Here is a 25,397-nt window from a genome sequence, read left to right on the forward strand (position 1 = left end):
AGACGGCGACGGCGATGCCGATGCGTAGTGCCCAGGCGGCGAGGTCGGCGGCGGTCACGCGGCGGCCTCGTTCGCCTTGCGGCGCAGGCGGTCGCCCACGCCGAACACGCCGTGCTGCTCGCAGTGCGCGTCCAGCTCGTCGGCCGCTTCCCGCAGCACTTCGTCGCGTACCTGCGCGTGGTAGGCGTTCAGGAGGGTGTCCGCTGCGGTGTCCGTTCGGGGGCGCATGCAGGCGGCGCGGCCAGTGAGGTAGTCGTGGATCAACTGCCGGGCGGTCATCGCGGGTCCTCGCTCTCGGCGATGGCGCGCAGCCGGGCCAGTTCGCCGCGCCGGAAGAGGGCGATGGCGGCTCCATAGGCGGGGAACGCGTCGGCGAGGCGCGCGGCGTTCGCGTCGTCGGCGGACGTCCACGCGGCGAGGAGCTTCGTGGTGAACGACCCGGCGGGGTAGCCGCCGTGCCCCTCGTGGAACAGGACGTGGGCGGCGACCTGCGGCGGGATGGTGACGGGCTGGCTCATGGGTGTTGGTCCTCTCGGGAGTGGCGGGTGTGTGGTTGGGGGTTCCGCCGCCCGGCCTGTGGCATCCGGGCGGCGGAACCGTGGGGCGGATCAGTCGGGGTCGGGGTGCCGCCGCGGCGCGGGGAAGGATGGGCGGCACCCCGGGATCAGGGGCCGTCGGTGACGGCGTGGCGGCGCAGCACGGCAGGCAGCAGGTCCGGGTCGAGGGGGGTGAGCATCCGCACGCCCTCGAACGGCTCCCTCGGCGCCAGCACGAGCTGGCCGGGCGGGTCCGGGACCGGCTGCGGCTCCGGCCCCGGGCCGTCGTTCTCGTGCCGGTACTCGATGCAGCGCCACAGGTCCGGGCCGTCCGTCGCGAACCACTGGATCGGGGTCCGCTCGGCGACCAGCGCGATCATCGGCAGCGGGCAGCCCGGGCCCGAGACCGGGTCGGTGCGCTGCTCCCGGTCGTGGATGCACGTCCGGCAGGTGCGGGCGATCCACTCATCCCGCTCGGTGCCGCAGCTGAACGGCGGCTCGGGCCGGGCCTCCGCGGCCAGCGCGTCGTAGTCGTCGAAGTTCACCGCGCACCGCCTTCCGGGGAGCGCTGGGCAGCAAGCACGGTGGCCAGGTCACCGCGCTCGGGCGGGGGCACGGGGCCCGTCTCCGCCCCAGCCATGCAGGCGCCCAGCACCACCGCCGCCACGCCCACCGCGGCGACCGCGGCCAGGCACAGCCACCCCGCCATCACCGCGCACCGCCCGTCACCGCGTCGTACACGTCGCGAGCCCACACGGCGTCGCCGAGCGCGGTGTGCGCCACGTCCTCACCCGGCGGCTCCACGCCCACCGCGCGGGACAACTCCCGGGAGGAGAACGGCACCCGCGGTTCGGGCTGCCCGACTTGCCGCGTCGCGTAGACGTGGCCGGCGGCCAGGGTCGCGATGTCCACCGGCCGGTAGCGCCACGGCACGTCCGGGCCGGAGACGCCCAGCAGTTTGGCGAGGAACGCCGCGTCGAAGCCGGGGTTGGAGCCGACCAGGACCGCGCCGCGCAGCATCTCCTCGATGCAGGCGTGCAGTTCGGCTGCGCCGACCGGGTACTGCTCGCCGTCCGTGCCGGTGGGCATCGCCATCGCGTACTTGCCGTGAGGGACGACCGCCCGCTCATAGTGGCGGCCGACCTTCAGTGCCTCCCGGTCGGCGGCGGCCAGTTGGAACGGGGTGAGGCGGATCTGCCACAGCCGCTCGATGTCGTGGTCGTTCTCGCGGCGGATGACGGCGATCTCCCACGCCTCGTGCCGCTGCGGGTCCAGGCCCGACGTCTCGCAGTCGACGAACGCCAGGGCGGTCATGACGCACCGCCCGTGCGCTCGTTGTAGATCCGGCGGCCGAGCGACTCCAACGTCTCCGGCTCGCCCGTCTCGTTCGAGACACGGGCGCCCATCATCCGGAGGTTGCTCAGCTCGTAGCCGATCTGCTGAAGCCGGCCCGGGCTGGTCTTCGGGTCGAGGATCTCGTCGCGGTACGACTCCGCAGACCGGGCCGGAGCCTCGATACCGCGCTCGATCCGCTCGGCGTCCGGGTCACGGTCCCCCGTCGGGATCAGGCCGCCGGTCAGCAGCAGCGTCCGCAGCGCGACCGTCTGCGCCTTGGTGGTGCTCTTGTCGGAGGTGTCGAGCGCCTCACCCGCCGACTGGAGCGTGAGCGTGTCGCCCTTGGGGCCCATGACGTGCCACGTCACGACCACGGAGCACTCACGCATCTTGCTGCCGGCCTTGGTCAGCTTCTCCCCGTACTGGGCTTCGACGCGGACCGGGAGGACGTGCACGCCGTGCTTGAGGGTGACGGGCCCAAAGTGCTGCACGACGGTGTCGGCGCCGCGGTAGGAGTAGCGGGTGCCGCGCTCGTTGTACTCCTCGCCCTTGCCGATGGCGCGGACGTCGCGACGGACGCGGAGCCACGCGATGTGGACCGGGACCATCTCGGGGTCGCCGTCGCCGGGCTCGTAGTCGGCCATCGGGTCGGCCGCAGGGGCGGTGAGGGAGAATTCGTCGGGCTCGGCGGCGGGCGATGGCGCGCCGTCGCGCCCCGCCGCCGCGGCGGCCCGTTCAGCCAGAGTCGTCATGCGGCATACCTCTTCCGGATCGCGGTGGGGATGGTCAGGCGGCGGTGGGTGCGGTCCTCCACGCACGCCGCGTAGGCGTCGGGGAACTCCGCCCGCAGCCGGGAGACATCGACGTGCTCCCGGGAGGCGGGCTCGTAGGCGTAGGCGATGCGGTCGCCGACGAGGGCCTGCTCGGCGTTACCGAGGCGGGCGACGAGCCGGGCCTTCGCCGCGGTCTTCCGCTTCTTCGCGTCGGTCTCGTCGGCGGCGGCCTGCACGTACTCGGTGAGGTCGTCGTGCGCCTGCTCCTCGCGGGCGATCTGGACGAACCCCCCGTCGCGGTGCGGGTGGAGCTGCTCGTACAGGGCGAGGAGGACGTCGGGGTCGGCGTCTCCGGCGAGGGCGGGCGGGGTGCGCTGGGTGATCTGCTGCCAGGCGTTCGCGCCGGCGGTGCGCAGGTCGGCGATGAGCTGCTGGTGGTCGCCGACGCGGACGACGAACTGCCGGTAGTCGTTGCCGCCGATCAGGACCGCTACGTGCAGATGGTCGTAGCCGCAGACGTCGGCCTGCCAGAGGGTCTGCGCGAGGACGTCGTCCGGGCAGCCGGTGCGCCACTGCGGCGCCTTCATTTTGTCGCGGCACTTCACCTCAAGGGCGCACCGCTCGCGACCGTCGGCGAGGGGGCACTCCAGCACGCGGCGGTCGAGGGTGCACATCTGCCACGGGCGGTCGATGTTGGCGACGAGGCCGACGCGGCGGACGACGGAGCGGTTGCGGCGGGCCCATTCGCGGGCGACGGTCTCCTCGTTCAGCCGCCCCCACAGGGCGGGCTCGGAGTCGTCGCTTTCGAGGGGGAGGCCGCCGATCTTGTCGTAGTAGACGGACAGGGCGTTGCCGAATCGGCTGATGCCGAGGATGGCGGCGATGTCGCTGGAGCCGAGGCCCTGCCTGCGGGCGTTGAGCCAGGTGTCGCGGTCGGCGTCGGCGGGGAGGATGAGGCGGCCGGTGGGGGTGGCCCTCCGGCCGGCGCCCGGGGCGACTGCCCCGGGCTGCACGGTCGTCGTCATGCCGCTGCCCTCGCTTCCTGCGGCGCGCAGGCCGCGATTCGTGCCGCCAGGCGCCTGGCTCGGCGGGCCCGCATCCGGGCGAGGATCTGGGCGTCGGTCGGGGCCTGCCAGGCGTGCCAGCCAGCGGCGGCCGTCCACCGGCGGGCGTGGGGGCGCTTGGGGATGCCGCACCAGCGGCAGCCCGACGGCTGCGCCGCCGTGCGCTCGGACAGGGCAGCGTCCTCTTCGGGAAGGCGGTTCATGCCGCGGTCCTCTCGTGCGTGGCCGCCGCCTCGTTGAGCGCCTGCGCGATGCGCACCGCCTGGGGGACGGTCGTCATCAGCGCCCCGTGCTTCTCGGCCAGGGCCTCGATCCGCTGGTCGACTTCGCGGCGGCCGTGGGCGCGCTGCATGTCGGTCGTCGCGTCGTGGGTGGCGTATTCGTCCCACTCGCGGATCTGCTGGAGCGTCTCGGCGTCCTCGGTGACGAGGTCGCGGATCACGCGCTTCAGCCAGGCGGACACGTCGACCTTGGCGCCGAGCGTGGTGGGGGTGATGTGGATGGGGTGGGGGCCGCACGCGGCCCGGATCGGCCCGCTCACGACGCACCCCCAGCGGCCTCGACGCCGCGCGTGGGGTAGGTGGCGGGAGTCCGGCGCATCCCGTCCCGCACCACGGACGTGATCGCCGACAGAATGCTCGGCCCGTCGTAGGCGGCCAGCGCGCCAGCCACATGCGTCGCACGCATGTCCAACAGCCGGGCACGGGCCTCCGCGCCAGCCACATCCACCGGCTCCGGAAGCGTCAACGCCTCCCGGACAGCCGAAATCAGGTCCGCCACGGCGGCGGCCGGGACCGTATCCTGGCCGCGGCCAGGGGTGATACTGGGAGCCACCACGGGCTCCTCCTTTCGATCGATACAGCCAGATCAGCGATCGGATGGGGGGAAGGGCGGTCCCGCTGCCGGGCGGGACTGCCCGCAGGGGCGCGTCAGGCGGCGGCGGGCGTGGTGTGGCGCGGCACCCGGGGGCGGGACGCGGGGCGCGTCGCCTCGGCCGGGCGCATCGCGGCCTGCCGCGCCTTCCGGCGCCTGGCCAGCTGCTCGGCCTCGAAGCGCTCGACCTCCGACAGGGGGAAGAGGAGCTTCCGGCCGTCTTCCAGAGCCTCGGGGGCCCTGCCGCGGTGCCGGCGGGTGTAGATGCCCTGCGGCGTGGTGTGCCACCTCTTGGCGAGCTGCTCGACGGTGAGGTGGGGGGACTCGTTCATGTCGCCTCTCTTCCTGTGGTCTGCGCGATCTCGGCGATCGCGTCCCTGGTGCGGCTGGCGTCCTGGAGAGCCAGGGCTATGCGTTTGAGCACGTCAGGGCTGGGGTTGGCCTTGTTTCTCTCGATCCGGGAGAGCCACGAGGGCGAGACGCCGGCGAGGCGGGCGAAGTCCCGCAGGCCGTAGCCGCTCTCAATGCGCCGGCGCCGGATCGTCTCTCCTCGCGCTTGCATGGGGGAAACATTAGGAAGAAAGAGGAAGAAGAGCAAGCGCTCGATGAGAATTTGTAGGAAGCTACAGGAAGCGAGTGTCCATCTGGCGGGATGGGGTCTGACTCAAGCGCGTACCAGCGGGTAGGCTGTTGCCTGTTGTTTCCTGCTGTTGCCTGTGGCTGTGGAGGCGGAAGATATGACCTGGGGCCCCGAAGCGTGGAAGCGCCTGGGGGACGCCATCCGCGATGACCGCATCCGCCAGGGCATCACGAGCCGCGAGGAACTGGCTGAACGGGTCAAGCGGCAGGGCGGCTCCGTAACCTCCCGCTCCATCGGCGACCTGGAGCGGGGCCTGCACCGGTCTACCGGGAAGAAGCCGCGGACCCTGGAACCCACAGTGGCGGCGCTCGGGTGGCCCTACGGTGCGTCCGACCGCATCCTCAACGGCGAGGAGCCGGCGGTCGTTCTGCGCCAGGAAGTGCGCCCCGAGGCCGAGCAAGCCTCAGGCCGGGAGGCCGTGCTGGAAGCGCTGCCGCAGGTGTACGCGTTCAGCCGTCAAGTGGCCGCCCTCGGCGGCGATCCCGACTTGCGGGACCAGTTCGACGACCTAGCCCACCGCCTGGTCCGCTCCATCCCCGTGGGCGGCCCTCAGGGGCGCTTCGGGCTCGCCGCGTATCGCCCCCACGCGCCAGGGGAGGGCCCGGCCGATGATGACGCCGAGCGCATCCGGGAGTTCTTCGAGAGCGGCGACCCGTCAGCCGGGTGAACTCCTGTACAACCTTCGGCATATGCCGTATGTCTCATTGGGTACCCCGTAACCCGCCGCCGGGCCGGGCTTGCTGCCGCATGCCCCAATTTGCCCGAGCATGGCATGGGTTGATGAATTTTTGATAGATTCCTAGCGGCGGGCACACGGTTGCGGTACATATGGTGCCGAGCGGCGCGCCTCCCACCCACGCACCTCGTACCCGGGGGAGACGTATGTCCAATACGCAGGTCGCAGCCCTGGCGACACTCGGCCTCGCCTACTCGCCCGTGTCTGTCCTGGAGCAGCTGGCCATACCGGTCGTGCGCATGTGGATGCGCGATACCTGGGCAGTCTGGTGCGCCTCCCGCCGTACAGTGATCCTCGCCTCTGGACTCTCGGCCACCCAGGAGCGATGCATCCTCGCGCATGAGGTGGAGCACGTCCTGATCGGCGATGACGGGTGCGCCCCCGGGCCGGCGGCCGTGCGGCAGGAGCGGTACGCCGACCGCGAGGCCGCCCGCAAGCTGATCGCCATCAGCGACCTCGCCCCGGTCGCGCAGTGGGCGCCGGACATCCGCGCCGCCGCCGCAGAGCTGAACGTCACGGAGCGCATGCTGCGCATCCGACTGCACGACCTGGACGGGGAGGGATGGCCATGGCCGACAAGGGCTACATCGAGGACCGCTGGCTGACGAAGCGGCCCAACCCCAAGACCGGGAAGAGGGAGCGGACCAAGCTCTACGGCAGCAAGACGAAGCGGTACCGCGTCTGCGGCATCCCCGGAGTCCGCAAGCGGTCATTCGCCGCCCTGGAACCCGCGAAGGCGTGGCTCAAGCAGGCCGCCACCGACGCTTCCCGCGGGGACTTCTACGACCCGCGGGCAGGAGAGACGACGCTCCGCGAGTACGTCGAGGCCACCTGGTGGCCCACGCTCCGCCGCGCGCCCGGGACGAAGGAGTCGATGCGCTCCGGCGTTTTCAACCACATCCTCCCGCACATGGGCCACCACCGGCTCGCCGACATCGGCGCCGATGAGATCAAGTGGTGGCTGACCCGGGTCGAGCGGGACGTGGATGTCGGGACCGCCCGCGTGATCTGGAGCTACTTCTCCTCGATCATGCAGGCGGCCAGGGGCGCCAAGAAGATTCCCGCCAACCCGTTCCGCGACCCGGACCTCATCCCGCCCACGAAGCCGAAGTCGAAGGCCAAGGCGTGGCCGCAGGCCACCGTGGCGGCTGTCCGCGGTCAGCTGGCCCCCCGCTACCGGATCCTGGTGGACGTCGCGGTCGGCGCCGGCCTGCGGCAAGGGGAGGCGTTCGGCCTCTCCCCGGGTGATGTGGATGGCGAGGTCGTACACATCGCCCGGCAGGTGGTGAAGATCAGCGGCAAGCTGGCGTTCGCCCCGCCGAAGCGCGGGAAGGAGCGGGATGCGCCGTGCCCGCCCGAGCTGGCCGAGGCCATCAAGGCGCACATGGAGGAGTACCCGCCGGTGGAGGTGACGCTGCCGTGGGTGGACCCCGACCGGCCGAGTCTGGCCTGGGATGAGCGGCCCATGAGGACGGTGCTGCTTCTCACCACCACGCCGCGCACTAAGGGCAAGTCTGGGGGGGCCATCAACCGCACCACGTGGGATGAGAAGCAGTGGAAGCCGGCCCTGGCCCGGGCCGGCGTTATCCAGGCCCCGGAGCGGACCCTCATCCCCCGCCAGGGGCAGGAGGCGCTCCGGCGGACCACGTGGGCCATGCCGCGTGAGGACGGCTTCCACGTGCTCCGGCACACCTTCGCCTCGGTTGTGCTCCAGGCTGGCGAGACGATCGACCAGGTGGCAAAGTGGCTGGGGCACTCCGATCCGGCGTTCACGCTCAGGACGTACATCCACTTCCTGCCGGACGCCGGGCGCCGCGGGGTTGCCGCGCTGGGCGCCTGGCTGCGCGGCCCCGAGACGCCTCAGACGCCGGTAGCGGCTGGAACTCCCTCACAACCCCCTCACGGCGGTTGAGCGGCGACAGATCCGCCGTCTGGGCAGGTCAGCCAGGGCATCGCTGAGGGAGATGATCAGAACCCGGCTTAGAGGCCGACTCGTCCGCCGCTTTGCGCTTTCGCGCCCGCCAAGCCGCCCCCCGCCGCCGGGCACACCGGCCCGTCGCCCGGCGCGTTCTCAGGCCGGGCCCGTTGGGGAGCCCATGTCGGAGCTGAGCCAGTGGGTGGGGGTCAGGTGGATGACGACCTGGGGGCCGAAGTCGCGGGCCATCGTGAGGTAGGCGTCCAGGGGGGCGCCCGTCAGGTAGCGGGAGGCCATCGTGCGGTGCGTCGCCTCGTCGGCGGGGGTGAGCTCGGCCGGGCCCTCGACGGAGACGTAGCGGACCGTGGGCTCCAGGCGTTCGACCATCAGGCTGAAGCGGCCGGCGGCGCGGATCAGGCGCGCCTTGCGGGAGTCGGCGCCGGTGAGGACCCAGGGCCGGCCGCCGGGCTCGTACGCGTACCAGATCGGGACCACCAGGGGGCCGCGGCCGGGGCCCGCGTCCACCGCGAGGGCGGCGATGTGCGGCGCGGCCAGGAACTCTTCGCGTTCGTCACGAGTCAGTGCCATGCCCCCGACTGTAGGCACGCCCACTGACAGACCCTCGCGACGGCACGCGGCGCCCGGGCGTGCGCGCCGAATGGACTGCAAGAAGAGGTTGTTGGCTACTTGTTTTCAAAGTAGCGTCGGGGTGTGGAGAGCGTGAGCGAGATCCCCGGCATACCCCTGTCCGTGGCGCTGCCCGTGGCCGTTCTGGCCGGGCTGGTGCCCCTGATCGGCCTCGGCGTGGTGACCGCCGGAGCCCGGGCCGCCGGCCTGCCACGGCCGTTACGGCTCGGCGCGGCGGTCGCCGCCGCGCTGGCCGGCTGGGGGCTGCTGCTGGTGGCCCTGACGGTGAGCGGCGCGGTCTTCGGCGAGGTCCGCACCTACACCGGCGTCGCGGCCGGGCTGGCCTGGCTGCTGCCCAGCGTGCTGATCGCGGTCGCGGCGCGGCGCGTTCCAGCGCTGCGCGCGGCGCTGGGCGGCCGGGCCGGGCCGGTGCTGCTGACGGGGGTGGAGACGGCGCGGTGTATCGGCGCGGTGTTCCTGATCCTGCACGGCCGCGGCGACCTGCCCTCCGGTTTCGCCCTGCCCGCCGCCTGGGGAGACATCGCGGTGGGCGCGACCGCGCCGCTCGCCGCCTGGGTCGCCTGGGCCCGCCCGGACGACCTGCTGCGCCCGGGCTCGGGGTGGCGCCGCGCGTTCCTGGCCTGGCAGTTCGCCGGGCTGGCCGACATGTGGATGGCCGTCACGCTGGGCCGGCTGCACGCCCCCGGTGCCGGGCAGGTCTTCGAGGGCCCGCCCGACACCGCGGCCTTCCTGGACCTGCCGATGCTGCTCTTCCCCGGCTACCTCGTGCCCTTCGCGACCGCGCTGCACTACGTGGTGCTCGCCGGGCTGCTGCGTCCGGGGCGCCGGGACCGCCCGGGCCGCGCCCCCGGCAGGGGGCTCGGCTACGCTGCGGCCTCGTGAGCCGACGAACCTACGGCCAGTACTGCGGCCTCGCCCGCGCCCTCGACCTCGTCGGCGAGCGCTGGACCCTGATCATCGTGCGCGAACTCGCGCTGGGCCCCAAGCGGTTCGGGGAGCTGCACGCCGGGCTCGCCGGCCTGGGCACCAGCCTGCTGGCCGACCGCCTGCGCCACCTGGAGGAGCAGGACGTCGTCCGCCGCGCCGCGGCCCCCCGCCCCGCGGGCGGCGTGGTGTACGAGCTCACCGACCGCGGCGCCGTGCTCGCCCGCGCCCTGGCGCCGCTCACCATCTGGGGAGCCACGCGGCTCGACCCGGAGCCGGGGGAGGGGGCGTTCCGCGGCGACTGGCTGGCGTTCGTCCTCGGCTCCTCGCTCCGGCCGATCGGGTCGGTCGGGTCCTCCGCCGCGGACGGTCCGGGGGACTGCTACGAGTTCCGCCTCGCCGGCGGGGCCGTGGTGTGGGTGGTCGTCGAGGGCGGCGCGCCGGCGGTGGCGAGGGAACGGCCGGCGCGCGAGCCGGACGTGATCGCCACCCTGGACGTGCCCACCCTGGCGGACATCGCCGTCGGACTGCTCGACCCCCGGCAGGCGGAACGAGAGGGCCGCGCCGCATTCGCCGGGGACCCGGCCGCGGTCGAACGCGCCCTGGAGCTGCTGACCGGCACGGCGGCGGGCGCCGCCCAAGTTCCCCGGGCGGAAGGCCGTTCGGACCCCTCCTAGGACGCGCGGCCAGGCGCGGACCGCGCGGACCGGGCACGCGAGGGCCCGCCCCGCCGGCGTGGGGGGCGGGCCCTCGCAGTCTCTCAGCGGGCCGCGGGCGTCCGCCGCTCCCGCGTCGCGCGGGAGCGGGACCCCGCCGACGCGTGGACCCCGCGGCGGAAGGACATGGCGTTGTCCACCGGCCCGTGCCGCAGCGTGACCACGTCCCGCAGGTAGTTCATCCGCAGCCGCCACGGCGCCCGGGACCCCTGCTTGGGGAACGCCTGCACCGCCCGCAGCACGTATCCCGCCGCGAAGTCCAGGAACGGCTCCTCCCGCACCGAGGCGTCCCGCTCCGGCACGCACTGCCGGTACCCGTGCCGGTCCATGTGCGCCAGCAGGCGGCACACGTACTCGCTGACCAGATCCGCCTTCAGCGTCCAGGAGGCGTTCGTGTAGCCCACGGTGAAGGCGAAGTTGGGCACGTCGCTGAGCATCATGCCCTTGTACGCCATCGTCTCCGGCAGCGAGACCTCCCGCCCGTCCACCGTCAGCCGGATCCCGCCGAAGGCCAGCAGGTTCAGCCCCGTCGCCGTGACGATGACGTCCGCCGGCAGCTCCTCGCCCGAGGTGAGCAGGATGCCGTTCTCCGTGAACGTCTCGATCGTATCCGTGACCACTGACACCTGCCCGCGCCGCAGCGCCCGGAACAGGTCCCCGCCCGGCGCCACGCACACCCGCTGGTCCCACGGGTCGTAGCGCGGCCCGAAGTGGGTGTCCACGTCGTAGCCCTCCGGCAGCAGCCGCCGGGCCTGCTTGCGCAGCAGCGACTTGACCAGCTTCGGGCGGCTGCGGCTGATCTTGTAGAAGGCGGTGTGGCTGACGACGTTCTTCCACCGGGTCACCGCGTAGGTGGCGGCCGTTCCCGGCAGGACGCGGCCCAGCCCCTGCGCCACCGGGTCCCGCTGCGGCATCGCCAGCACGTAGGTGGGGGAGCGCTGGAGCATGGTGACGTGCCCGGCCACGCCCGCCATGGACGGAACGAGGGTGATGGCCGTGGCGCCGCTGCCGATGACGACGACCCGCTTGCCCGCGTAGTCCAGGTCCTCGGGCCAGTGCTGCGGGTGAACGATCGGCCCGGTGAAGCGCTCGCTGCCGGGGAACGCCGGGGAGTACCCCTCGTCGTAGCGGTAGTAGCCGCTGCACACGAACAGGAAGTCGCAGGTCAGGCGAACCGTTTCCCCCGTGTCGCCGCGCTCGGCCGTCACCGTCCAGCGGGAATCCTCGCCCGACCAGGCCGCGTCGTTGACCCGGTGCCGGTAGCGCACCGCGCGGTCCACGCCGTACTCGGCGGCGGTCTCGCGGATGTAGTTCAGGATCGAGGGCCCGTCCGCGATGGCCCGCGAGTCGGTCCACGGCCGGAAGCGGTAGCCAAGCGTGAACATGTCGGAGTCGGAGCGGATGCCCGGGTAGCGGAAGAGGTCCCAGGTGCCGCCCATGGCCTCGCGGGACTCCAGGATGGCCACGCTCTTGCGGGGGAACGACCGCCGCAGGTGGCAGGCGGCGCCGATGCCCGAGAGGCCGGCGCCGATGATCAGGACGTCCACGTGCTCGGTGGGCGCGGCCCCGTCCCCGGCGTGCTCCGAGGCGGCGGCCTGCTCGGCTGTGCTCATGAGGTACCTCTTCCTGGCCTGTCCCTGGCGCGTCGCCGCCGCGCGGGGCGGGGCGCCTGCCTGCGGTGTTCCCGCTCCGCTCCAGGGCATCTGGAACGCGGCCGTGTCACTGTTGCATCTGGTACCGCGCAGTGTCAATATCGGCCCGATGAGTCCCCGGACACCCCGACCCGCCGACCGCGACGGTCCCGCCGGCCGCCACGGCCGCACCTACCGTGGCGCGACCCAGCGCGAACGCCAGCAGGAGCGCCGCGCCCGCCTGATCGACGCCGCGGTCGAGGTCTTCGGAACGGCCGGCTACCGCGCCGGGACGGTGGACCGCATCTGCGCCGAGGCCGGCCTGACCAAGCGGTACTTCTACGAGTCCTTCGCGGACAGCGAGGCCCTGCTGCTCGCCGTCTACCAGCGGGTCAGCGACGACCTGCGCGCCCGCGTCCTGGCCGGGGCGGAGAGCGCCGGGCCGGGCGTCGAGGACCTGGTGCGGGCCGCGCTGGACACGCTCTTCCGCGCGATCGAGGCCGACCCGCGCCTGGCCCGCATCGCCTTCGTGGAGGTCCTGTCCGTCAGCCCGGTCGTGGACCACGCCTACCGCACGGTCAACACCGCGCTCGTGGAGGAGATCCTGCGCCTGACGGGCCCGGCCTTCGACGGCCGCGAACTCTCCGGCGCGCACCCTCAGTTGCTGGCCACCGGCCTGCTGGGGGCGATCGTCTTCATCGCCCACCAGTGGATCCTCTCCGGCCTCGACCACCCGGCCGAGACGGTGGTCACCAGCGCCCACGCGCTGGTGATGGCGGTGGTGACGGGCGCGGCCCTGCCGCTGGAGGCGCCGCGCGCTTAACGCCCGGCCGGGCGTGGGCCGTTGGGATTACCCGGCCCGGCCGGTCCCGTCCCCGCCGGCGCGCGCCGCCGGTTCAGTCCCCCAGGGAGCGGTCCGCGACGCGGCGCAGGTGGCTCTCGAAGACAGCGCGCGCGTCGGGGCTCAGCGTCGCCAGGGTCACCATGCCGGTCAGGATCACATCGCACACCTCCTTCTCGACGTCCGCCCACGTGTGGCTCGCGCCCTTGCGTGGATTCGATCCCATCGCCCCGTGCACGGCCTCCGCTACCTCCCCCGCCTCCTCCTGGATCTTCAGCACCCGCAACAGCCGCCTCACCTCGGGCGGATGAGCACTGTGCGCGTCGAGCCACGCCACGAGACGGCCGATCGTCTCCCAGGCCGCGGAGTCCATGCGTTCCCCCTCCGGGGAGTCGGTCGTTCCGCGCGGGACCCTACCAAGGTCGGGGCGCCCGGCCCCGGCGGGGAACGACGCGGCGCAGCGCGTACAGGACCGTGGCCGGAAGCAGGGTGAACGACTCCCCGCTCTCGAACTCCAGCCGCCGCGCGCCCCTGGGCAGCGCCGCCATGTTCCTGATGGTGAACACCTGCCCACCGATGGTCAGTTGATCCCCGAGCATGACCGTCGCCGCGTCGATCGTGACCGTGACGAGGACGCCGTGCCCGGCGTCCGGCCTCCTCACGCCTCCTCCGTTCGGGTGAACGGAGGCTTCCCGTGCAGCAGGTCCAGATGCCGGCGGACGGCTTCCGACAACTCCTCGAACCGCTGGTCGAGTTCGTCGCGCGGCGGCGCGTCGTCGCTTGCCGCGCCGGGGCCGGGGGCGGCTCCGTCGGGTCGCTCAGTCATGGCTCACCCACTCAGTAGAGCTGTCGATAGGACTTGCGGGCCGGTACGCTCCGTGCTTGACCCGTTACCAACTAACCGGATGCGCGCCCGCGTTGAGAACGTTGAGTCGGAATTTCTCAAAGGTCACGGGCGGAAGCGCGGACAAGAGGCCAGGTCAGGGGATGGACGAAGCGAACTCGGAGCAGCCTTTGAGCGCTCTCGCGCACTTCGGTACGGAGGTCAAGGAGGCCCGCAGGGCGCGCAATCAGATGTCGCAGCGTCATCTGGCCCAGGGCACGGGCTACTCGATCGCGTACGTGAGCAAGGTCGAGCACGGGACCCTGCTGCCGTCCGTTCGTTTCGCAGAGAACTGCGACAAGGTCTTCGGAACCGGCGGCCTGTTCGCGCGCCTCCGGCGAAGGATCGACGAGGGCGAGGCGCCGAGTTGGTTCGTCCCGTACCTGAAGCTGGAGCCCAAGGCCGCCCGCATTCTCGACTACTCGGTCAACTGCCTGATCGGGGTGCTGCAGACGGAAGAGTACGCGCGAGCGATTCTTCGGGCGGGCAACCCCCAGGAACGGCCGGAGATCATCGACGGCAGGGTCAAGGCGCGCATGCGGCGCCGGGACGCGCTGAACACCGAGCATCCGCCCGGGCTTTGGGTCATCGTGCACGAGGCGTGCTTGCGCACCGTCGTGGGCGGTCGGGCCGTGATGGCCGAGCAGCTCGCCCACTTGGCGGCCGTCGGGCAGACGCCGCGCGTCGACCTGCAGGTTCTGCCGTTCGCGGCCGGCGCGCCGGGCGCGCACATTCTGCCCTTCACCCTGCTCGTCTTCCGGGACGCGACCCCGTCCACCCTGTGGACGGACGGCCCACTTGGCGGGCGCCTCTTCCAGACCGAGTCGACGGTAGCGTGGGCCATGGAGCACTACGAGCGACTTCGGGCACACGCCATGTCGCCTGACGATTCGCTCGACTTGATTCGCAGCATCCATAGGGAGTTTCGATGATCGACCTGTCCTCGGCCGCGTGGCGCAGGAGCACCTACAGCGGCAACGGCGGCAACTGTGTCGAGGTGTCCGACGACTTCGTTGCCCAGGCGGGCGTGGTGCCGGTGCGCGACACCAAGCAGACCGGAGCCGCTCCCCTGCTGCTCGTCCCCGCGCGGGCCTGGGGCGCGTTCCTCACGGCCGTCAAGGACAGCGGCCCGCGCTGATCCGGCGCCGGGTGCGGGCTTCGCGCCTCCGTGACGGAGCCTCCACCCGGCCTGTGGGCCCGCGTCGTTCAAGGCGCCGCGCACGCTGATTCCGCCGATCCGGAGGGCCCTGGATGTCGCAGAGCATCGGTGACTTCGCGGCGAGCTGGTGGCGGCCCTGGCTCGATCTCGTGCGAGAGGTCACCGCCCAGGGAGTGTCCATGCGCCGGGCCCGCGTCGTCTCCGAGCCGCCGTCCGAGTACATCCGGTACGAGCACAGCTTCACGTTCACCAACGTAGCGGCCGGCGCGACTTCTGGCTCTTCGACGAACAGATCGTGCAGTTCAACATCTTCGACGGCGACGGCCGTTGGACCGAGACGGACCAGACCGAGGACCCGGCGGTCGCGCGTGCCTGTGCCGCCGCGTTCGAGGCGGTCTGGGAGCGCGCCGTTCCGCACGCGGAGTACCACGTCTGACGGATCGGCCAGCAACGTCGTGCTGGCATGGCCGTGCGAGCGCGGGCCGGGCCCGGCCGGGGGTTGACCAGGGGAAACGGGATTGATCGGGGGCTCGGGAGGGGGGTGCCGGTCAATGGTCGGGGCGGTGGAATCGGATCCGGGATAGCGCCGGGGGGTGTGCCCCCGGCCGAGCCGGAGATGAGAAGTATGGACAGTGCTGTCATTGCCGCGGCCGGGGCAGGGGGGCTGGGTCGCGACGCGTTTCTGCGCAGGAGTGCGGACCTGGCCGCGTTTCTGCGTCAACTCGGGGTCAGTCCGGCCGACTGCGTCGGGGTGTTCATGGCGGCGTCGCCCGACTTGATGGTCAGCGCCCGCGGCATACGCCTCGCCGGCGCGGCCTGTCTGCCGCTGCCGCCCGCGCACCCCGCCGAACGGCTGCGGCGCGCCATGGAGGACGCCCGCGCCCGGGTCGTTCTGGCGGACGCGGACCTCGCGCCCCGCCTGGCCGGCCTGGCTCCGCCGGGGACGTGGGTCGTGCTGCCGCCCGCCCGGCCGCGCGTGGACCATCAGCCCCCGGCCGCAGAGGCGTTGGGGCCCACGCCCGCCCGGCAGGCGTTCTACCGGCAGGTGCTGGCGTTCGTCGTCGCGCACCTGGGGGACCCGGACCTGTCGCCCGGCGCGATCGCCCGCGCGCACCACGTCTCCGTGCGCACCCTGCACTGCCTCTTCCAGGACCACGGCACGACCGTCAGCGGCTGGATCCGCCGCGAGCGCCTGGAACGCACCCGGCGCGACCTGGCCGACCCCGCCCTCGCCGGCCTCCCGGTCCACCGGATCGCCACCCGGTACGGCCTCCCGCACTACGCGGGCTTCAGCCGCGCCTTCCGGGCCGTCTACGGCATGCCGCCCCGGGAGTACCGCCGCCACGCCCTGGCCGGCGCGGCCCTTCGCTGAGCCCGCGCCGGCCGGCGCCTGGCGGCGCGGGCGCAGGCTCCGCCCCCCTCGTAGCGGAGCCTGCCGGGGATCCCGCGCGGTGGGGGGAGTGTGGACGGGGGTGGCCGGGACCGGTCCCGTCGCAGGGCGGGGGCGGTGGGGCGTTAACCTCGGGCGCCCGTGGATCACCCCTGGGGGTGGCTTGCGCGGCGGCCCGGCGGGCAGTTTCTCCCGGTCCGATGACGTGCGGGGGTGCCGATGGGTCGCAGGAGCTTGTCCGTGGGGAACGCCCCGTGCGGGGGTGCGTGGTGAGCCGCGGGCCCGGGCGGCGGTCGGTCGCCTCGGGGATCGGCCTGGGGCTGGCCGCCGGGGCCGCGGGCGCGCCCGCCGCGTCCGGCGTTCCGGCGCAGGCCGAGCCCGAGGAGCGGCTGCGGGCCGATGTGGAGGCGGTGGCCGCCACCGGCGTGGTCGCGGTGGTGGCCCGCGTGGAAACGCCCGGGGGCGCCGTCGCCGCGACGGCCGGGGAGGCGGCGCTGGGCACCGGACGGCCCGTCCCGCCCGGGGCGCTGGTCCGGGTCGGCAGCACCTCCAAGCCCTTCCTGGCCGTGGTCGTCCTCCAACTCGCCGAGGAGGGCGTGCTCTCGCTGGAGGAGCCGGTCGAGCACCGCCTCCCGGGCCTGCTGCGCGGCGGGGGCAACGACGGCCGCGCCCTCACCGTCCGCCAGCTCCTCCAGCACACCGGCGGCGTCTTCGACTACCTCTCCGACGCCGAGGCCATGCCGCAGTGGCGCAGCGCCGAGGCGTTCCGCGCCCTGCGCTTCCGCCGCTACGCCCCCGCCGAGCTGATCCGCATCGCGCTGCGCCACCCGCCCGACTTCCCGCCCGGCACCGGCTTCGCGTACTCGAACACCGGCTATCAGCTCCTGGCCCTGATCGTCGAGCAGGCCACCGGCCTGCCCTGGGAGGCCCAGGTCGCCCGCCGCGTGCTGCGCCCCCTGGGCCTGCGCGACACCCTGCTGCCCGGCGACGACCCGGCCATCCGCGGGCCCCACCCGCGCGGCTACTGGCGTTTCCCCGACGCGGCCGGGCTCACGGACGTCACCGTGGTCAACCAGACGATGGCCGGGGCCTGCGGGGCGATCGTCAGCACGGCCGCCGACATCACGCGCTTCTTCGGCGCGCTGCTGGGCGGCCTGCTGCTGAGCCCCGGCACGCTCGCCGCGATGCGCTCCACCGTCCCGGCGGCCGGGGACATCGCCGCGGCCTGGCCGGGGTCCGGCTACGGACTCGGCCTCCAGTGGGTCCCCCAGGGCGGGTACTGGGGGCACAACGGCGACACCCTCGGGTACTCGACCCGCACCGGCGCCACCGCCGACGGCTCCCGCCGCTTCTTCGCCTGCGTCACCGGCTACGCGGGCCCGCCCACCGAGGAGGCCCTGACCACGCTCGCCGCCCGGGCGCTGGGCGGGGACGCCTCCGGCGGGTAGCGCCCCGGGCGCAGGGCCCGCCGTTCACGGGGCCCGGCGGCGGTGGCGGTCGTAGTGGCGGGCGGCGCGGGCCCGGTTGCCGCAGGCCGCGGAACACCACTCGCGCCGGGGGTGCCGCTTGACGAAGTACAGGACGCACCCCGGGGCCAGGCAGGCCCGCAGCCGCAGCCGCTCGGGCCGGCTGAACAGGCCGACCGCCTCCTCGGCGATCGCGGAGACCGTGGCGTCGGCCGCCCGGCCGCTGGTGCGGGCCAGCCGCGCGGGCGTCTCGCCCGGGGTCCAGGCCAGGGCCGACCATCGGGGCACGGCGCCGGCGGCCTCGTTGACGGCGGCCACGGCGGCGGCCAGGTCCGCGGGCTCGCCCGGCGCGGCGGCGGCCGGCCGCGGGTCGCCGGTGGCCTCGGCGGCGAGCCGCCGCAGGGCGTTCCGCAGGCCGCGCAGGCGCTCCGCGAGGCGCGCGAGCTCCGCCTCGTCCGGCGCCTCGGGGCCCGCCGCGGCCAACAGCTCGGCGCGGGGGGCGACCGCGCGCAGCCAGGCGGCCGTCCCGGCCGGTTCGGTGAGCGCGTCGTGGACGCCGTCGCGGTCGGCCCAGATCGTGTTCATCAGCTCCACGGGCAGCGGTTCGCCCAGCAGCGGTGCGCTTGTCTGCACCTCCTCACCCTACGCCACCTCTGGCGTTTTTCTCACGGTTGCGGCGGCCCTCTTCCGTTGACGGCGGGGCATGAGGCGTGAGACGGTTCTAATGGTTTCCGGCGCGTCCAAGCGTTGGATATGAGAGAAGGTGCAGGTAGCCATGACGGCATTCACCCCGGTCGACCCCGCCGCCGCCACCGGCCCGGCCGCCGAGCTGCTCGCCGAGGTGCGGCGGACCCTGGGCCTCACCCCGAACATGACCAAGGCCATGGCCAACAGCCCCGCGCTGCTGAGGGGTTACCTGGCCCTGTCCGGCGCCCTGGCCGGGGGCGTGCTGCCCGCGGGCGTCCGCGAGCGGCTGGCGATCGCCACCGCCGAGTACCACGGCTGCGCGTACTGCCTGTCCGCCCACACCTACATCGGTGCGCACCTCGCGAAGGTCGAGGAAGAGGAGCTGGACGCGGCGCGCCGCGCGCAGGCGTCCGAGCCGCACACCGCGGCCCTGCTGGCGCTCTCCGACGCGATCGCGCGGGGCCGCGGCGCGGTGGGGGACGAGGCGCTGCGGGCCGCCCGGAGCGCGGGCGTCACCGACGCGGAGATCGGCGAAGTCGTCGGCCACCTCGCGCTCAACGTGCTGACCAACTACTTCAACCTCCTCGCCGGGGTCGAGAACGACTGGCCCCCCGTCACCCCGCACGCCCCCGCCGCCTGACGCCCCCAGGGCCGGCCCGCCCCGGCCCGCCCCCGCCCCCGGCAACGAGAAGGACGCCACTGCCATGTCCCGACTCCGCCCGCCCCTCCCGCCCTTCGACCTCGACGGCGCCCTGGCCAAGGTCCAGGCCGCCGAGGACGCCTGGAACACCCGCGACCCGCAGCGGGTCGCCCTCGCCTACACCGAGGACTCGCTCTGGCGGAACCGGGACGCATTCGTCACCGGCCGCGAGGAGATCGTCGCCTTCCTCACCGCCAAGTGGGAGCGCGAGCTGGACTACGTGCTCCGCAAGAGCCTGTGGGGCTTCCGCGGGAACCGCATCGCCGTCCGCTTCCAGTACGAGTGGCACGACGCGGACGGCCGGTGGTTCCGCTCCTACGGCAACGAGCTGTGGGAATTCGACGAGCGGGGGCTGATGAGCCGCCGCGAGGCCAGCATCAACGACGTGCCCATCGAGGCGTCCGAGCGCCGCTGGTTCGGCCCCCGGCCGGAGAACGAGCGCGGCGGCGGGCACGACATCCCGCTGAGGTAGCGGCGCCGGGCGGGGCTGCCCGGCCGGCGGAAAGTCATGGGATGATCGGGCGGTTTCCCGCGCGACTCCCGGAGGGGTGCATGCATCAGCCAGGTCGGCCCCGCCCGGGTGGCGGCGTCTCCGGCGAGGACCCCACCGCCGCCGCCATACCGACCGCCATACCCGGCCCCACGGACCCCGGCACCACGGACCCCGGCCCCACAGATCCCCGAACGGCGAGCCCCCGGCCCGTCCCCCCGACGCCACCGGCCGCGGGGAGGCGGGCCGGACCGCTGCTGGTCCTCGTCCTCGGCAGCCTCACCGCCGTCTCCCCGCTGTCCATGGACCTCTACCTGCCCGCCCTCCCCGACATCGCGGACGACCTGGGCACCGGCGCCTCCTCCGTCCAGCTCACCCTCACCGCCTGCCTCCTCGGGCTGGCCCTCGGCCAGCTCCTGGCCGGCCCGCTGAGCGACCAGTTCGGCCGCCGCCGGCCCCTGATGGCCGGGATGAGCTGCTACGCGCTGGCCTCCGTGGCCTGTGCCCTCGCCCCCAGCGCCGGGGCCCTCACCGCCTGCCGGCTGCTCCAGGGCCTCACCGGCGCGGCGGGCGTGGTGATCGCGCGGGCCGTGGTCCGCGACCTGTACGAGGGCGTTGCCATGGCCCGCTTCTTCTCCTCCCTCATGCTGATCTCCGGCGCCGCCCCCGTGCTGGCCCCCGTCGCGGGCGGGCAGTTGATGCGCGTCACCGACTGGCGCGGGATCTTCCTGGTTCTGGCCGCCGCCGGCGTCCTGCTGGTGGCCGCCGTCGCCCGCCTCCTGCCGGAGACCCTGCCGCCCGCGCGCCGCAACCCGTCGGGCCTGCTGCCCGCCCTGCGCACCATGGGCGGGCTGTGCCGGGACCGCGTGTTCACCGGCCACCTGCTCGTCGCCAGCCTCACCATGGCCGCGGTCTTCTCCTACATCTCGGCCTCGCCGTTCGTCGTCCAGGAGATCCACGGCGCCTCGCCGCAGGCGTTCAGCCTGCTGTTCATGCTCAACTCCCTGGCCATGGTCGCCACCAGCCAGATCAACGGAAAGCTGCTCGTCGGCCGCTTCCCCATGCACCGGATCACCGCCGCCGGGCTCGGGCTGATGCTGCTGGCCGCCGCCTCGCTGCTCGTGATGACCAGCGGCGCGCTCGGCCGGGCCGGGCTCGTGCCGGTCTCCGCCGGCCTGTTCCTGATGATGGGCGCCATGCCGCTGGTGATGCCCAACGCCAACACCGAGGCCCTCACCCGCACCCCGCACGCCGCCGGGTCGGCCGCCGCGCTGCTGGGCGCCGCCGCGTTCTTCGTCAGCGCCCTGGTCACCCCGCTCGTCGGCGTCGCCGGGGAGGACACCGCCGTGCCCATGGCGCTGGTGCAGCTCGGCCTGGCCGTGCTGGCCATCGCGGCCTTCCTGCTGCTGTGCCGCCCCCGGCGCACCGCCCGCCGGGGCGCCCGCGCCGGCCGCCCTATCCTGGGCCCGTGAACCCCGGCCCCACGACGAGCGCCCCCACCGCCGCCCCGCTGCGCGCCGCCCTGGACGCGCTGCTCGACGGCCTGCCCCCGCGCCGGGCCGCCGCCGCGGTGGACCGGCTGATGGCCGGGTACCGCAACCGCGAGGCGCCCGTCCTGCGGGACCGGGCGGACGCCGTGGCCTACGCCGCCTACCGGATGCCGGCGACCTTCGAGGCGGTCGCCGCGGCCCTGCGGCAGCTCGCCGCCCGGCTCCCGGGCTGGGTGCCCGACGGGCACCTCGACCTGGGCGGCGGCACCGGCGCCGCGGCCTGGGCCGCCGCGGCGGTCTGGCCCGCGGCGAACGCCCCCGGCACAGGCCGCGGCGAACGGCCGACGCTGGTGCTGGACCGCGCCGGACCCGCGCTGGACCTGGGCCGGGAGCTGGCCGCCCGCGCCCCCGACCCGCACCTGCGGGCCGCCGAGTGGCGCCGCGCGAGCCTGGACGCCCCAGGGCCCCTGCCGCCCGCCGGCCTCGTCACCGCCTCCTACGTGTTGAACGAACTGGCCCCGCCCGCCCGCGACGCCCTCGTGGACGCCGCCGCCGCGGCCGGGACCGCCGTCGTCCTCGTGGAGCCCGGCACCCCCGACGGCTACCTCCGCGTCCGCGCCGCCCGCGACCGGCTGATCGCGGCCGGGCTGACCGTGCTGGCGCCCTGCCCGCACGACGCCGCCTGCCCCATCACCCCCGGCGAGGACTGGTGCCACGTCGCCGCCCGGGTCGGCCGTTCCGCCCTGCACCGCCGGGTCAAGGGCGGCGTCCTGCCGTACGAGGACGAGAAGTTCGCCTACGTCGCCGCCGCGCGCCCCGCCGTCACCGGCACCGGCGAGGGCCCCGAGGCCCGCGTCGTCCGCCGCCCGCTGCTGCGCAAGGGGCTGGTCCTGCTCGACCTGTGCACGCGGGAGGACGGCCTGCGCCGCCAGGCCGTCTCCAAGCGGCACGGCGCGGACTACCGGGCCGCCCGCGCGGCCGAGTGGGGCGCGCCCTGGCCCCCGGACCGGGACGGGGAGCGGGACCATGAGCTTGGTCACCCCGGCCGTCACGATTACCCATCCCGTCCCGCGACAGGGCAGGATGAGCGCGAAACGCGCGGTGGTGAAACGGCGGCGGAATAGCGGAATAAAACGCGGGGCCGCCACGCTGCAGGGCGTATCGATGCATCGACCGGATCCGGCATCCGGCCCGTGGGGACGTGCGGGCGGGGGACGGACAAGGCGGTAGGAGGCTCATGGAACGCGAGAGCAGGTTTCCCCGCTGGCTGCGTCGGGGCGCCCGCGGCGCCGCCGCCGGAGCCGCCGCCGCACGGGCCCGCGAGGAGCTGCTGCTCGCCGCCGCGGGGGCCGGGTTCCCGCTCGCCCCCGCCGCGCACCCGCAGGGCTATCGATGTTCCTGCGAACGCATCGGGTGTCCGAGCCCCGCCCGCCACCCCGTATCGCTGGCCTGGCAGACCCAGGCCACCACCGACCGCGACCAGATCCTGCGCTGGCTCCGGGCCGACCCGGAGGCCAACTTCGTCACCGCCACCGGCCGCGCCCACGACGTGCTGGACGTCCCCGCCTCCGCGGGCTACGCGGCGCTGGACCGGCTGACCGCCCAGGGCGTCGAGATCGGCCCCGTGGCCGTCACCGACCCCGACCGGATGCTCTTCTTCACCGCCACCCGCGGCACCCCGGACGACGAGGACGAGTGGTGGCCGTGCGAACTGGACTGCCACCCCGAGACGATGGACGAGCACCCCGGCCTGCGCTGGCACTGCCGCGGCAGCTACGTCCTGCTGCCGCCCTCGCGCGTGATGGGCTCGGAGACGGCCGGCACGGCCGCGGGGGTCCGCTGGCTGCGCGGCCCCGAGCACCCGCTGCCCGAGCCGCTCTCCCTCCTCGAATCCCTCACCGACGCCTGCGCCCAGACCGCCCGCCTGGAGGCCGAGACCGAACCGGCCGCCTGGCCTGCGGGCTGAACGGCCCCTCCGGCTGAACGGCCCCTCCGGGATTGGGTCTTCACGAGCCGAAGTCCCCGCGTGGCCGCGCCCGCGGGGGACCGTTGCTGACCCGGCGGGCGCCCGCCCAGGACGTCGCGCCCGCCCCGGACGTTATTCGCCGGTGGCCGCGACCACGCCGATGTCGCGGGTCAGGATGGAGATCTCCGCGTCCTCGCCCGGGGGGATGACCGCGGCCTGGGTGGCGACGCGCTCCAGGGTCAGGGCGGTGCGGGCCTCGCCCTCCATCAGGGGCTCCAGCTCCCGGGGGACCTGCACCGTCTCGCCCTCGGCCACGGTGGTCCGCTGGTCGTGCGCGGTGGCGAACAGGACCAGCGCGCCGCCGTCCTCCGTGCGCACCGCGATCGCCTCGTTGCCCGCACCCTCCGCCGGCCGGTCCTGGAACTCGGTGAGCGCGGCGGCCGAGTTGTTGGCTTCCTCGCGCTCGGCCACCACGTCGGAGGTGAACGTGCCCTCCGCGAAAGGCCCCTGGCCGGTCCGGAGGTACTCCGCGTAGCTCTGGGCCAGCTCGCCCGGCTCCACGGCCAGGCCGCTCTCGCCGCCCTCGGCCGGGGTGGGCAGGTCCTCCAGGTGGCCGCCCTCGTCCACCGCCGGCTCGGGAACGCCCTGCTCCGGCAGGATCGCCACGTACGAGACCAGCCACTCCTGGCCGACGGAGGAGCGGGTGAAGACCAGGAGCTGGCGCGCGTCCTGAAGCCGGTTGGTGCGCACGTCCGCGAGGAAGTACTTCGGCCAGCCCGCCTGTTCCGGTATGTAGAACTCCACCTGGCGGACCTGGAGGGGCGCGAAGTCGGGGTTGCCCGCCGGGCTCAGGGCCCGCGCCGAGCTGAGCGCGGCCTGGCGGATCGCGCCCTTGGGGCCGGTCTCCGCCTCGGCGTTGCGCTCGGGGTCGTAGTCCGCCAGCGCCTCGTTGCTGATCTCGACGTACCGGTCGAGGGCGTCCTGCGCCTCCTCCTCGGTCAGGGCCTCGACGACGGCGGTCTCGCCGTTGACCGTCATGCAGGCCGACAGGGACGCCACCATCGTCAGGGCCACGGTCAGCCCCGCCGCTGCCGTCGTCAGCCGTCCTCGCACCCGCATTCCGGAGCCCTTCCGTCGTCCTGCCCTCGAACCGCCGTGGTCGCGGCCGTCGTTCCCGCTCGCATCGGTGCAGGCATGGTATCCATCCCGCGTCCCGTGCCGCGCCCGGGTGCGCGAGGGGGTGGGGGCACCGGGGAGCATGGCAGGATGCCCGGCATGGCGGGGAGACCTGGCGCGGCCGAGACGGCCGGCACGATGACGTACACGGCGGCGCTGCGGCGGCTGCGGGGGGCGCAGAAGACGGCCAAGGGCGTCTCGCTGTACTCGCGGCTGGTCAACCGCCCGCTGGGGCGGATCCTCGCCGCCGCCGCCTACCGCGCGGGCCTCGGCCCGAACCAGGTGACGCTGCTCTCCGCCGCCGTCAGCGGCACCGCCATCGCGGCCGTCGCGCTGGTACGCCCCTCCTGGCCGCTGGCGTTCGGCGTGTGGGCCGGGCTCGTGCTGGGCTTCGCGCTGGACTCGGCCGACGGGCAGCTCGCGCGGCTGCGCGGGATCTCCAGCCCGGCGGGGGAGTGGCTGGACCACTTCGTGGACTGCGCGAAGATCACCGCGCTGCACGGCGCGGTGCTGATCTCCTTCCACCGCTTCTTCGAGCTGCCGGCGCAGGGCTGGCTGCTGGTGCCCCTGGCGTTCCAGCTCGCGGCCGTCCTGATCTTCTTCGGCGGGCTGCTCACCGACAAGCTCAAGCCGAAGCGGGCCCCCGGAACCGGCAACGCCCCCGCCGCGCCCCCCTCGCGGGTGCGGGCCGTCGCCCTGCTGCCCGTGGACTACGGCGTGCTGTGCGCGCTGTTCCTGCTGCTGGGCAGCGAGCGGGCGTTCCGCCTGGGGTACGCGGCGTTCTGCGCGGTCTACGTGCTCTTCTGCGCGGCGTTCTCCGCGAAGTGGTTCCGCGAGCTGTCCGCGCTCGCGGCGCCCGCCGGCGCGGAGAGCGCGTCCAGCGCGCCGCGCAGCTGAGTGCTGGAGGTGTGCACGGTGTACGGCAGGTAGACGATCTCGACGCCGATGCCGCCGAAGTCGCGCTCCAGCTTGTCGCCCTTGGGCGTGCCCCGCCAGTCGTCGCCCTTGAACATCACGTCGAAGCGGACCTGCTTCCAGGTCTCCAGCTTCTCCGGCACCGTCTCCACGAAGGCCGCGTCCACGAAGCGGATGCTGCGGACGATCTCCAGCCGCTCCACGAGCGGGATCACCGGGGGGCGGCCCTTGGCCAGCTCGGCCATCTCGTCCGAGACCACGCCCGCGACCAGGTAGTCGCAGCGGCTCCGGGCGTGCCGCAGGATGTTCAGATGCCCGACATGGAAGAGATCGTAGACACCCGGGGCATATCCCACGATGTGCGCCATATCACCCAACCCCCCATCTTTCGCAAGGAACACAGAGATTACACAGGCCCCACCGGCCCTTCACCCTCTTCACCG

The 25,397-nt window shown here is 74.0% G+C and carries 36 protein-coding genes and 1 pseudogene; 17 read left to right on the forward strand and 20 right to left on the reverse strand.

The window, feature by feature from the left end:
• Positions 1 to 54: 54 nt before the first annotated feature.
• The 12 genes from RM780_RS04230 to RM780_RS04285 form a co-directional block, all read right to left on the reverse strand.
• Entirely contained in the window at positions 55 to 279 is a 225-nt protein-coding gene (locus RM780_RS04230; RefSeq protein WP_311629090.1) for a hypothetical protein, read from the reverse strand.
• On the reverse strand, positions 276 to 518 hold the full coding sequence (locus tag RM780_RS04235) for a hypothetical protein (RefSeq protein ID WP_311629091.1): 243 nt from the start codon (positions 516 to 518) through the stop codon (positions 276 to 278). The genes RM780_RS04230 and RM780_RS04235 overlap by 4 nt, the downstream gene beginning before the upstream one ends.
• A gap of 146 nt (positions 519 to 664) precedes the next feature.
• Positions 665 to 1,081: a hypothetical protein gene (locus RM780_RS04240; RefSeq protein ID WP_311629092.1), complete on the reverse strand. Its 417-nt coding sequence runs from the start codon at positions 1,079 to 1,081 to the stop codon at positions 665 to 667.
• A complete protein-coding gene (locus tag RM780_RS04245; RefSeq protein ID WP_311629093.1) occupies positions 1,078 to 1,245 on the reverse strand; it encodes a hypothetical protein in 168 nt (55 codons plus the stop codon). Before RM780_RS04245 ends, RM780_RS04240 begins: the two co-directional genes overlap by 4 nt.
• Positions 1,245 to 1,850 (reverse strand): 3'-5' exonuclease, encoded by a 606-nt coding sequence (locus tag RM780_RS04250; protein ID WP_311629094.1) that lies wholly within the window; start codon positions 1,848 to 1,850, stop codon positions 1,245 to 1,247. The genes RM780_RS04245 and RM780_RS04250 overlap by 1 nt, the downstream gene beginning before the upstream one ends.
• Positions 1,847 to 2,623 carry an ERF family protein gene (locus RM780_RS04255; RefSeq protein WP_311629095.1) on the reverse strand — a complete coding sequence of 259 codons (777 nt, stop codon included), beginning with the start codon at positions 2,621 to 2,623 and terminating at the stop codon, positions 1,847 to 1,849. The genes RM780_RS04250 and RM780_RS04255 overlap by 4 nt, the downstream gene beginning before the upstream one ends.
• Entirely contained in the window at positions 2,620 to 3,669 is a 1,050-nt protein-coding gene (locus RM780_RS04260) for a YqaJ viral recombinase family nuclease (RefSeq protein ID WP_311629096.1), read from the reverse strand. The genes RM780_RS04255 and RM780_RS04260 overlap by 4 nt, the downstream gene beginning before the upstream one ends.
• The gene (locus RM780_RS04265) at positions 3,666 to 3,911 is read right to left on the reverse strand and encodes a hypothetical protein (RefSeq protein ID WP_311629097.1); all 246 of its coding nucleotides are present in this window, start codon (positions 3,909 to 3,911) and stop codon (positions 3,666 to 3,668) included. The genes RM780_RS04260 and RM780_RS04265 overlap by 4 nt, the downstream gene beginning before the upstream one ends.
• On the reverse strand, positions 3,908 to 4,249 hold the full coding sequence (locus tag RM780_RS04270; protein WP_311629098.1) for a hypothetical protein: 342 nt from the start codon (positions 4,247 to 4,249) through the stop codon (positions 3,908 to 3,910). The genes RM780_RS04265 and RM780_RS04270 overlap by 4 nt, the downstream gene beginning before the upstream one ends.
• Entirely contained in the window at positions 4,246 to 4,545 is a 300-nt protein-coding gene (locus tag RM780_RS04275) for a hypothetical protein (protein WP_311629099.1), read from the reverse strand. Before RM780_RS04275 ends, RM780_RS04270 begins: the two co-directional genes overlap by 4 nt.
• Before the next feature lie 92 nt (positions 4,546 to 4,637).
• Entirely contained in the window at positions 4,638 to 4,913 is a 276-nt protein-coding gene (locus RM780_RS04280) for a DNA-binding protein (RefSeq protein WP_311629100.1), read from the reverse strand.
• Entirely contained in the window at positions 4,910 to 5,143 is a 234-nt protein-coding gene (locus RM780_RS04285; RefSeq protein WP_311629101.1) for a helix-turn-helix domain-containing protein, read from the reverse strand. The genes RM780_RS04280 and RM780_RS04285 overlap by 4 nt, the downstream gene beginning before the upstream one ends.
• Positions 5,144 to 5,318: 175 nt before the next feature.
• Between RM780_RS04285 and RM780_RS04290 the strand changes: the two genes are divergently transcribed.
• The 3 genes from RM780_RS04290 (at position 5,319) to RM780_RS04300 (ending at position 7,869) form a co-directional block, all read left to right on the forward strand.
• On the forward strand, positions 5,319 to 5,888 hold the full coding sequence (locus RM780_RS04290) for a hypothetical protein (RefSeq protein WP_311629102.1): 570 nt from the start codon (positions 5,319 to 5,321) through the stop codon (positions 5,886 to 5,888).
• Positions 5,889 to 6,103: 215 nt separating this feature from the next.
• A complete protein-coding gene (locus RM780_RS04295) occupies positions 6,104 to 6,562 on the forward strand; it encodes an ImmA/IrrE family metallo-endopeptidase (protein ID WP_311629103.1) in 459 nt (152 codons plus the stop codon).
• Entirely contained in the window at positions 6,526 to 7,869 is a 1,344-nt protein-coding gene (locus RM780_RS04300; RefSeq protein WP_311629104.1) for a tyrosine-type recombinase/integrase, read from the forward strand. Before RM780_RS04295 ends, RM780_RS04300 begins: the two co-directional genes overlap by 37 nt.
• Positions 7,870 to 8,028: 159 nt before the next feature.
• On the opposite strand, the gene RM780_RS04305 is transcribed toward RM780_RS04300, so the two are convergent.
• Complete coding sequence (locus tag RM780_RS04305; RefSeq protein ID WP_311629105.1) at positions 8,029 to 8,460, reverse strand: pyridoxamine 5'-phosphate oxidase family protein; 432 nt, start codon at positions 8,458 to 8,460, stop codon at positions 8,029 to 8,031.
• A gap of 123 nt (positions 8,461 to 8,583) precedes the next feature.
• Between RM780_RS04305 and RM780_RS04310 the strand changes: the two genes are divergently transcribed.
• Both RM780_RS04310 and RM780_RS04315 read left to right on the forward strand, forming a co-directional pair.
• Positions 8,584 to 9,402: a hypothetical protein gene (locus tag RM780_RS04310; RefSeq protein ID WP_311629106.1), complete on the forward strand. Its 819-nt coding sequence runs from the start codon at positions 8,584 to 8,586 to the stop codon at positions 9,400 to 9,402.
• The gene (locus tag RM780_RS04315) at positions 9,399 to 10,121 is read left to right on the forward strand and encodes a winged helix-turn-helix transcriptional regulator (RefSeq protein ID WP_311629107.1); all 723 of its coding nucleotides are present in this window, start codon (positions 9,399 to 9,401) and stop codon (positions 10,119 to 10,121) included. Before RM780_RS04310 ends, RM780_RS04315 begins: the two co-directional genes overlap by 4 nt.
• Positions 10,122 to 10,204: 83 nt before the next feature.
• Here the strand turns inward: RM780_RS04315 and RM780_RS04320 are convergent, their stop codons facing one another.
• Positions 10,205 to 11,773, reverse strand: a complete 1,569-nt coding sequence (locus RM780_RS04320) for a flavin-containing monooxygenase (protein WP_311629108.1) — start codon at positions 11,771 to 11,773, stop codon at positions 10,205 to 10,207.
• Between the two features lie 148 nt (positions 11,774 to 11,921).
• Here RM780_RS04320 and RM780_RS04325 point away from each other — a divergent pair, with 148 nt between their 5' ends.
• Positions 11,922 to 12,614 carry a TetR/AcrR family transcriptional regulator gene (locus tag RM780_RS04325; protein WP_311629109.1) on the forward strand — a complete coding sequence of 231 codons (693 nt, stop codon included), beginning with the start codon at positions 11,922 to 11,924 and terminating at the stop codon, positions 12,612 to 12,614.
• Between the two features lie 73 nt (positions 12,615 to 12,687).
• On the opposite strand, the gene RM780_RS04330 is transcribed toward RM780_RS04325, so the two are convergent.
• Genes RM780_RS04330 through RM780_RS04340 form a run of 3 tightly spaced genes read right to left on the reverse strand, consistent with a single transcriptional unit; the run spans position 12,688 to position 13,458 of the window.
• The gene (locus RM780_RS04330) at positions 12,688 to 13,005 is read right to left on the reverse strand and encodes a MazG-like family protein (RefSeq protein ID WP_311629110.1); all 318 of its coding nucleotides are present in this window, start codon (positions 13,003 to 13,005) and stop codon (positions 12,688 to 12,690) included.
• 40 nt (positions 13,006 to 13,045) lie between these two features.
• The gene (locus RM780_RS04335) at positions 13,046 to 13,294 is read right to left on the reverse strand and encodes a hypothetical protein (RefSeq protein WP_311629111.1); all 249 of its coding nucleotides are present in this window, start codon (positions 13,292 to 13,294) and stop codon (positions 13,046 to 13,048) included.
• Positions 13,291 to 13,458 carry a hypothetical protein gene (locus RM780_RS04340; RefSeq protein ID WP_311629112.1) on the reverse strand — a complete coding sequence of 56 codons (168 nt, stop codon included), beginning with the start codon at positions 13,456 to 13,458 and terminating at the stop codon, positions 13,291 to 13,293. Before RM780_RS04340 ends, RM780_RS04335 begins: the two co-directional genes overlap by 4 nt.
• A gap of 161 nt (positions 13,459 to 13,619) precedes the next feature.
• On the opposite strand from RM780_RS04340, the gene RM780_RS04345 reads away from it, so the two are divergent.
• The 5 genes and pseudogenes from RM780_RS04345 (at position 13,620) to RM780_RS04365 (ending at position 17,512) form a co-directional block, all read left to right on the forward strand.
• A complete protein-coding gene (locus tag RM780_RS04345) occupies positions 13,620 to 14,447 on the forward strand; it encodes a helix-turn-helix domain-containing protein (RefSeq protein WP_311629113.1) in 828 nt (275 codons plus the stop codon).
• Positions 14,444 to 14,653, forward strand: coding sequence for a DUF397 domain-containing protein (locus RM780_RS04350; RefSeq protein ID WP_311629114.1), 210 nt, complete (start codon positions 14,444 to 14,446; stop codon positions 14,651 to 14,653). Before RM780_RS04345 ends, RM780_RS04350 begins: the two co-directional genes overlap by 4 nt.
• Positions 14,654 to 14,766: 113 nt before the next feature.
• Positions 14,767 to 15,110 (forward strand): annotated as a pseudogene (locus tag RM780_RS04355) (DUF6879 family protein).
• A 189-nt stretch (positions 15,111 to 15,299) separates the two neighbouring features.
• Positions 15,300 to 16,046, forward strand: coding sequence for a helix-turn-helix domain-containing protein (locus tag RM780_RS04360; protein WP_311629115.1), 747 nt, complete (start codon positions 15,300 to 15,302; stop codon positions 16,044 to 16,046).
• Between the two features lie 287 nt (positions 16,047 to 16,333).
• Positions 16,334 to 17,512 carry a serine hydrolase domain-containing protein gene (locus RM780_RS04365; RefSeq protein WP_311629116.1) on the forward strand — a complete coding sequence of 393 codons (1,179 nt, stop codon included), beginning with the start codon at positions 16,334 to 16,336 and terminating at the stop codon, positions 17,510 to 17,512.
• Positions 17,513 to 17,536: 24 nt separating this feature from the next.
• On the opposite strand, the gene RM780_RS04370 is transcribed toward RM780_RS04365, so the two are convergent.
• A complete protein-coding gene (locus RM780_RS04370) occupies positions 17,537 to 18,163 on the reverse strand; it encodes an ABATE domain-containing protein (protein ID WP_311629118.1) in 627 nt (208 codons plus the stop codon).
• A gap of 142 nt (positions 18,164 to 18,305) precedes the next feature.
• Between RM780_RS04370 and RM780_RS04375 the strand changes: the two genes are divergently transcribed.
• From RM780_RS04375 to RM780_RS04395, 5 genes are all read left to right on the forward strand, one after another.
• Positions 18,306 to 18,857: a carboxymuconolactone decarboxylase family protein gene (locus tag RM780_RS04375; protein ID WP_311629119.1), complete on the forward strand. Its 552-nt coding sequence runs from the start codon at positions 18,306 to 18,308 to the stop codon at positions 18,855 to 18,857.
• Between the two features lie 64 nt (positions 18,858 to 18,921).
• Positions 18,922 to 19,389 (forward strand): nuclear transport factor 2 family protein, encoded by a 468-nt coding sequence (locus RM780_RS04380; RefSeq protein ID WP_311629120.1) that lies wholly within the window; start codon positions 18,922 to 18,924, stop codon positions 19,387 to 19,389.
• An 80-nt stretch (positions 19,390 to 19,469) separates the two neighbouring features.
• The gene (locus RM780_RS04385; RefSeq protein ID WP_311629121.1) at positions 19,470 to 20,879 is read left to right on the forward strand and encodes a multidrug effflux MFS transporter; all 1,410 of its coding nucleotides are present in this window, start codon (positions 19,470 to 19,472) and stop codon (positions 20,877 to 20,879) included.
• Positions 20,876 to 22,021 carry a small ribosomal subunit Rsm22 family protein gene (locus RM780_RS04390; protein ID WP_311629122.1) on the forward strand — a complete coding sequence of 382 codons (1,146 nt, stop codon included), beginning with the start codon at positions 20,876 to 20,878 and terminating at the stop codon, positions 22,019 to 22,021. The genes RM780_RS04385 and RM780_RS04390 overlap by 4 nt, the downstream gene beginning before the upstream one ends.
• A 113-nt stretch (positions 22,022 to 22,134) precedes the next feature.
• Positions 22,135 to 22,863, forward strand: a complete 729-nt coding sequence (locus tag RM780_RS04395; RefSeq protein WP_311629123.1) for a bifunctional DNA primase/polymerase — start codon at positions 22,135 to 22,137, stop codon at positions 22,861 to 22,863.
• 132 nt (positions 22,864 to 22,995) lie between these two features.
• Here RM780_RS04395 and RM780_RS04400 read toward each other — a convergent pair whose 3' ends face one another.
• Positions 22,996 to 23,982: a hypothetical protein gene (locus RM780_RS04400; RefSeq protein ID WP_311629124.1), complete on the reverse strand. Its 987-nt coding sequence runs from the start codon at positions 23,980 to 23,982 to the stop codon at positions 22,996 to 22,998.
• Between the two features lie 195 nt (positions 23,983 to 24,177).
• Between RM780_RS04400 and RM780_RS04405 the strand changes: the two genes are divergently transcribed.
• The gene (locus RM780_RS04405; protein ID WP_311629187.1) at positions 24,178 to 24,936 is read left to right on the forward strand and encodes a CDP-alcohol phosphatidyltransferase family protein; all 759 of its coding nucleotides are present in this window, start codon (positions 24,178 to 24,180) and stop codon (positions 24,934 to 24,936) included.
• Here the strand turns inward: RM780_RS04405 and RM780_RS04410 are convergent.
• On the reverse strand, positions 24,831 to 25,322 hold the full coding sequence (locus RM780_RS04410; protein WP_311629125.1) for an adenylyltransferase/cytidyltransferase family protein: 492 nt from the start codon (positions 25,320 to 25,322) through the stop codon (positions 24,831 to 24,833). The two genes, RM780_RS04405 and RM780_RS04410, sit on opposite strands and share 106 nt — an antisense overlap.
• Between the last annotated feature and the right edge of the window lie 75 nt (positions 25,323 to 25,397).

The organism is Streptomyces boetiae (assembly GCF_031845405.1).
GTDB classification, from domain to species: domain Bacteria; phylum Actinomycetota; class Actinomycetes; order Streptomycetales; family Streptomycetaceae; genus Streptomyces; species Streptomyces boetiae.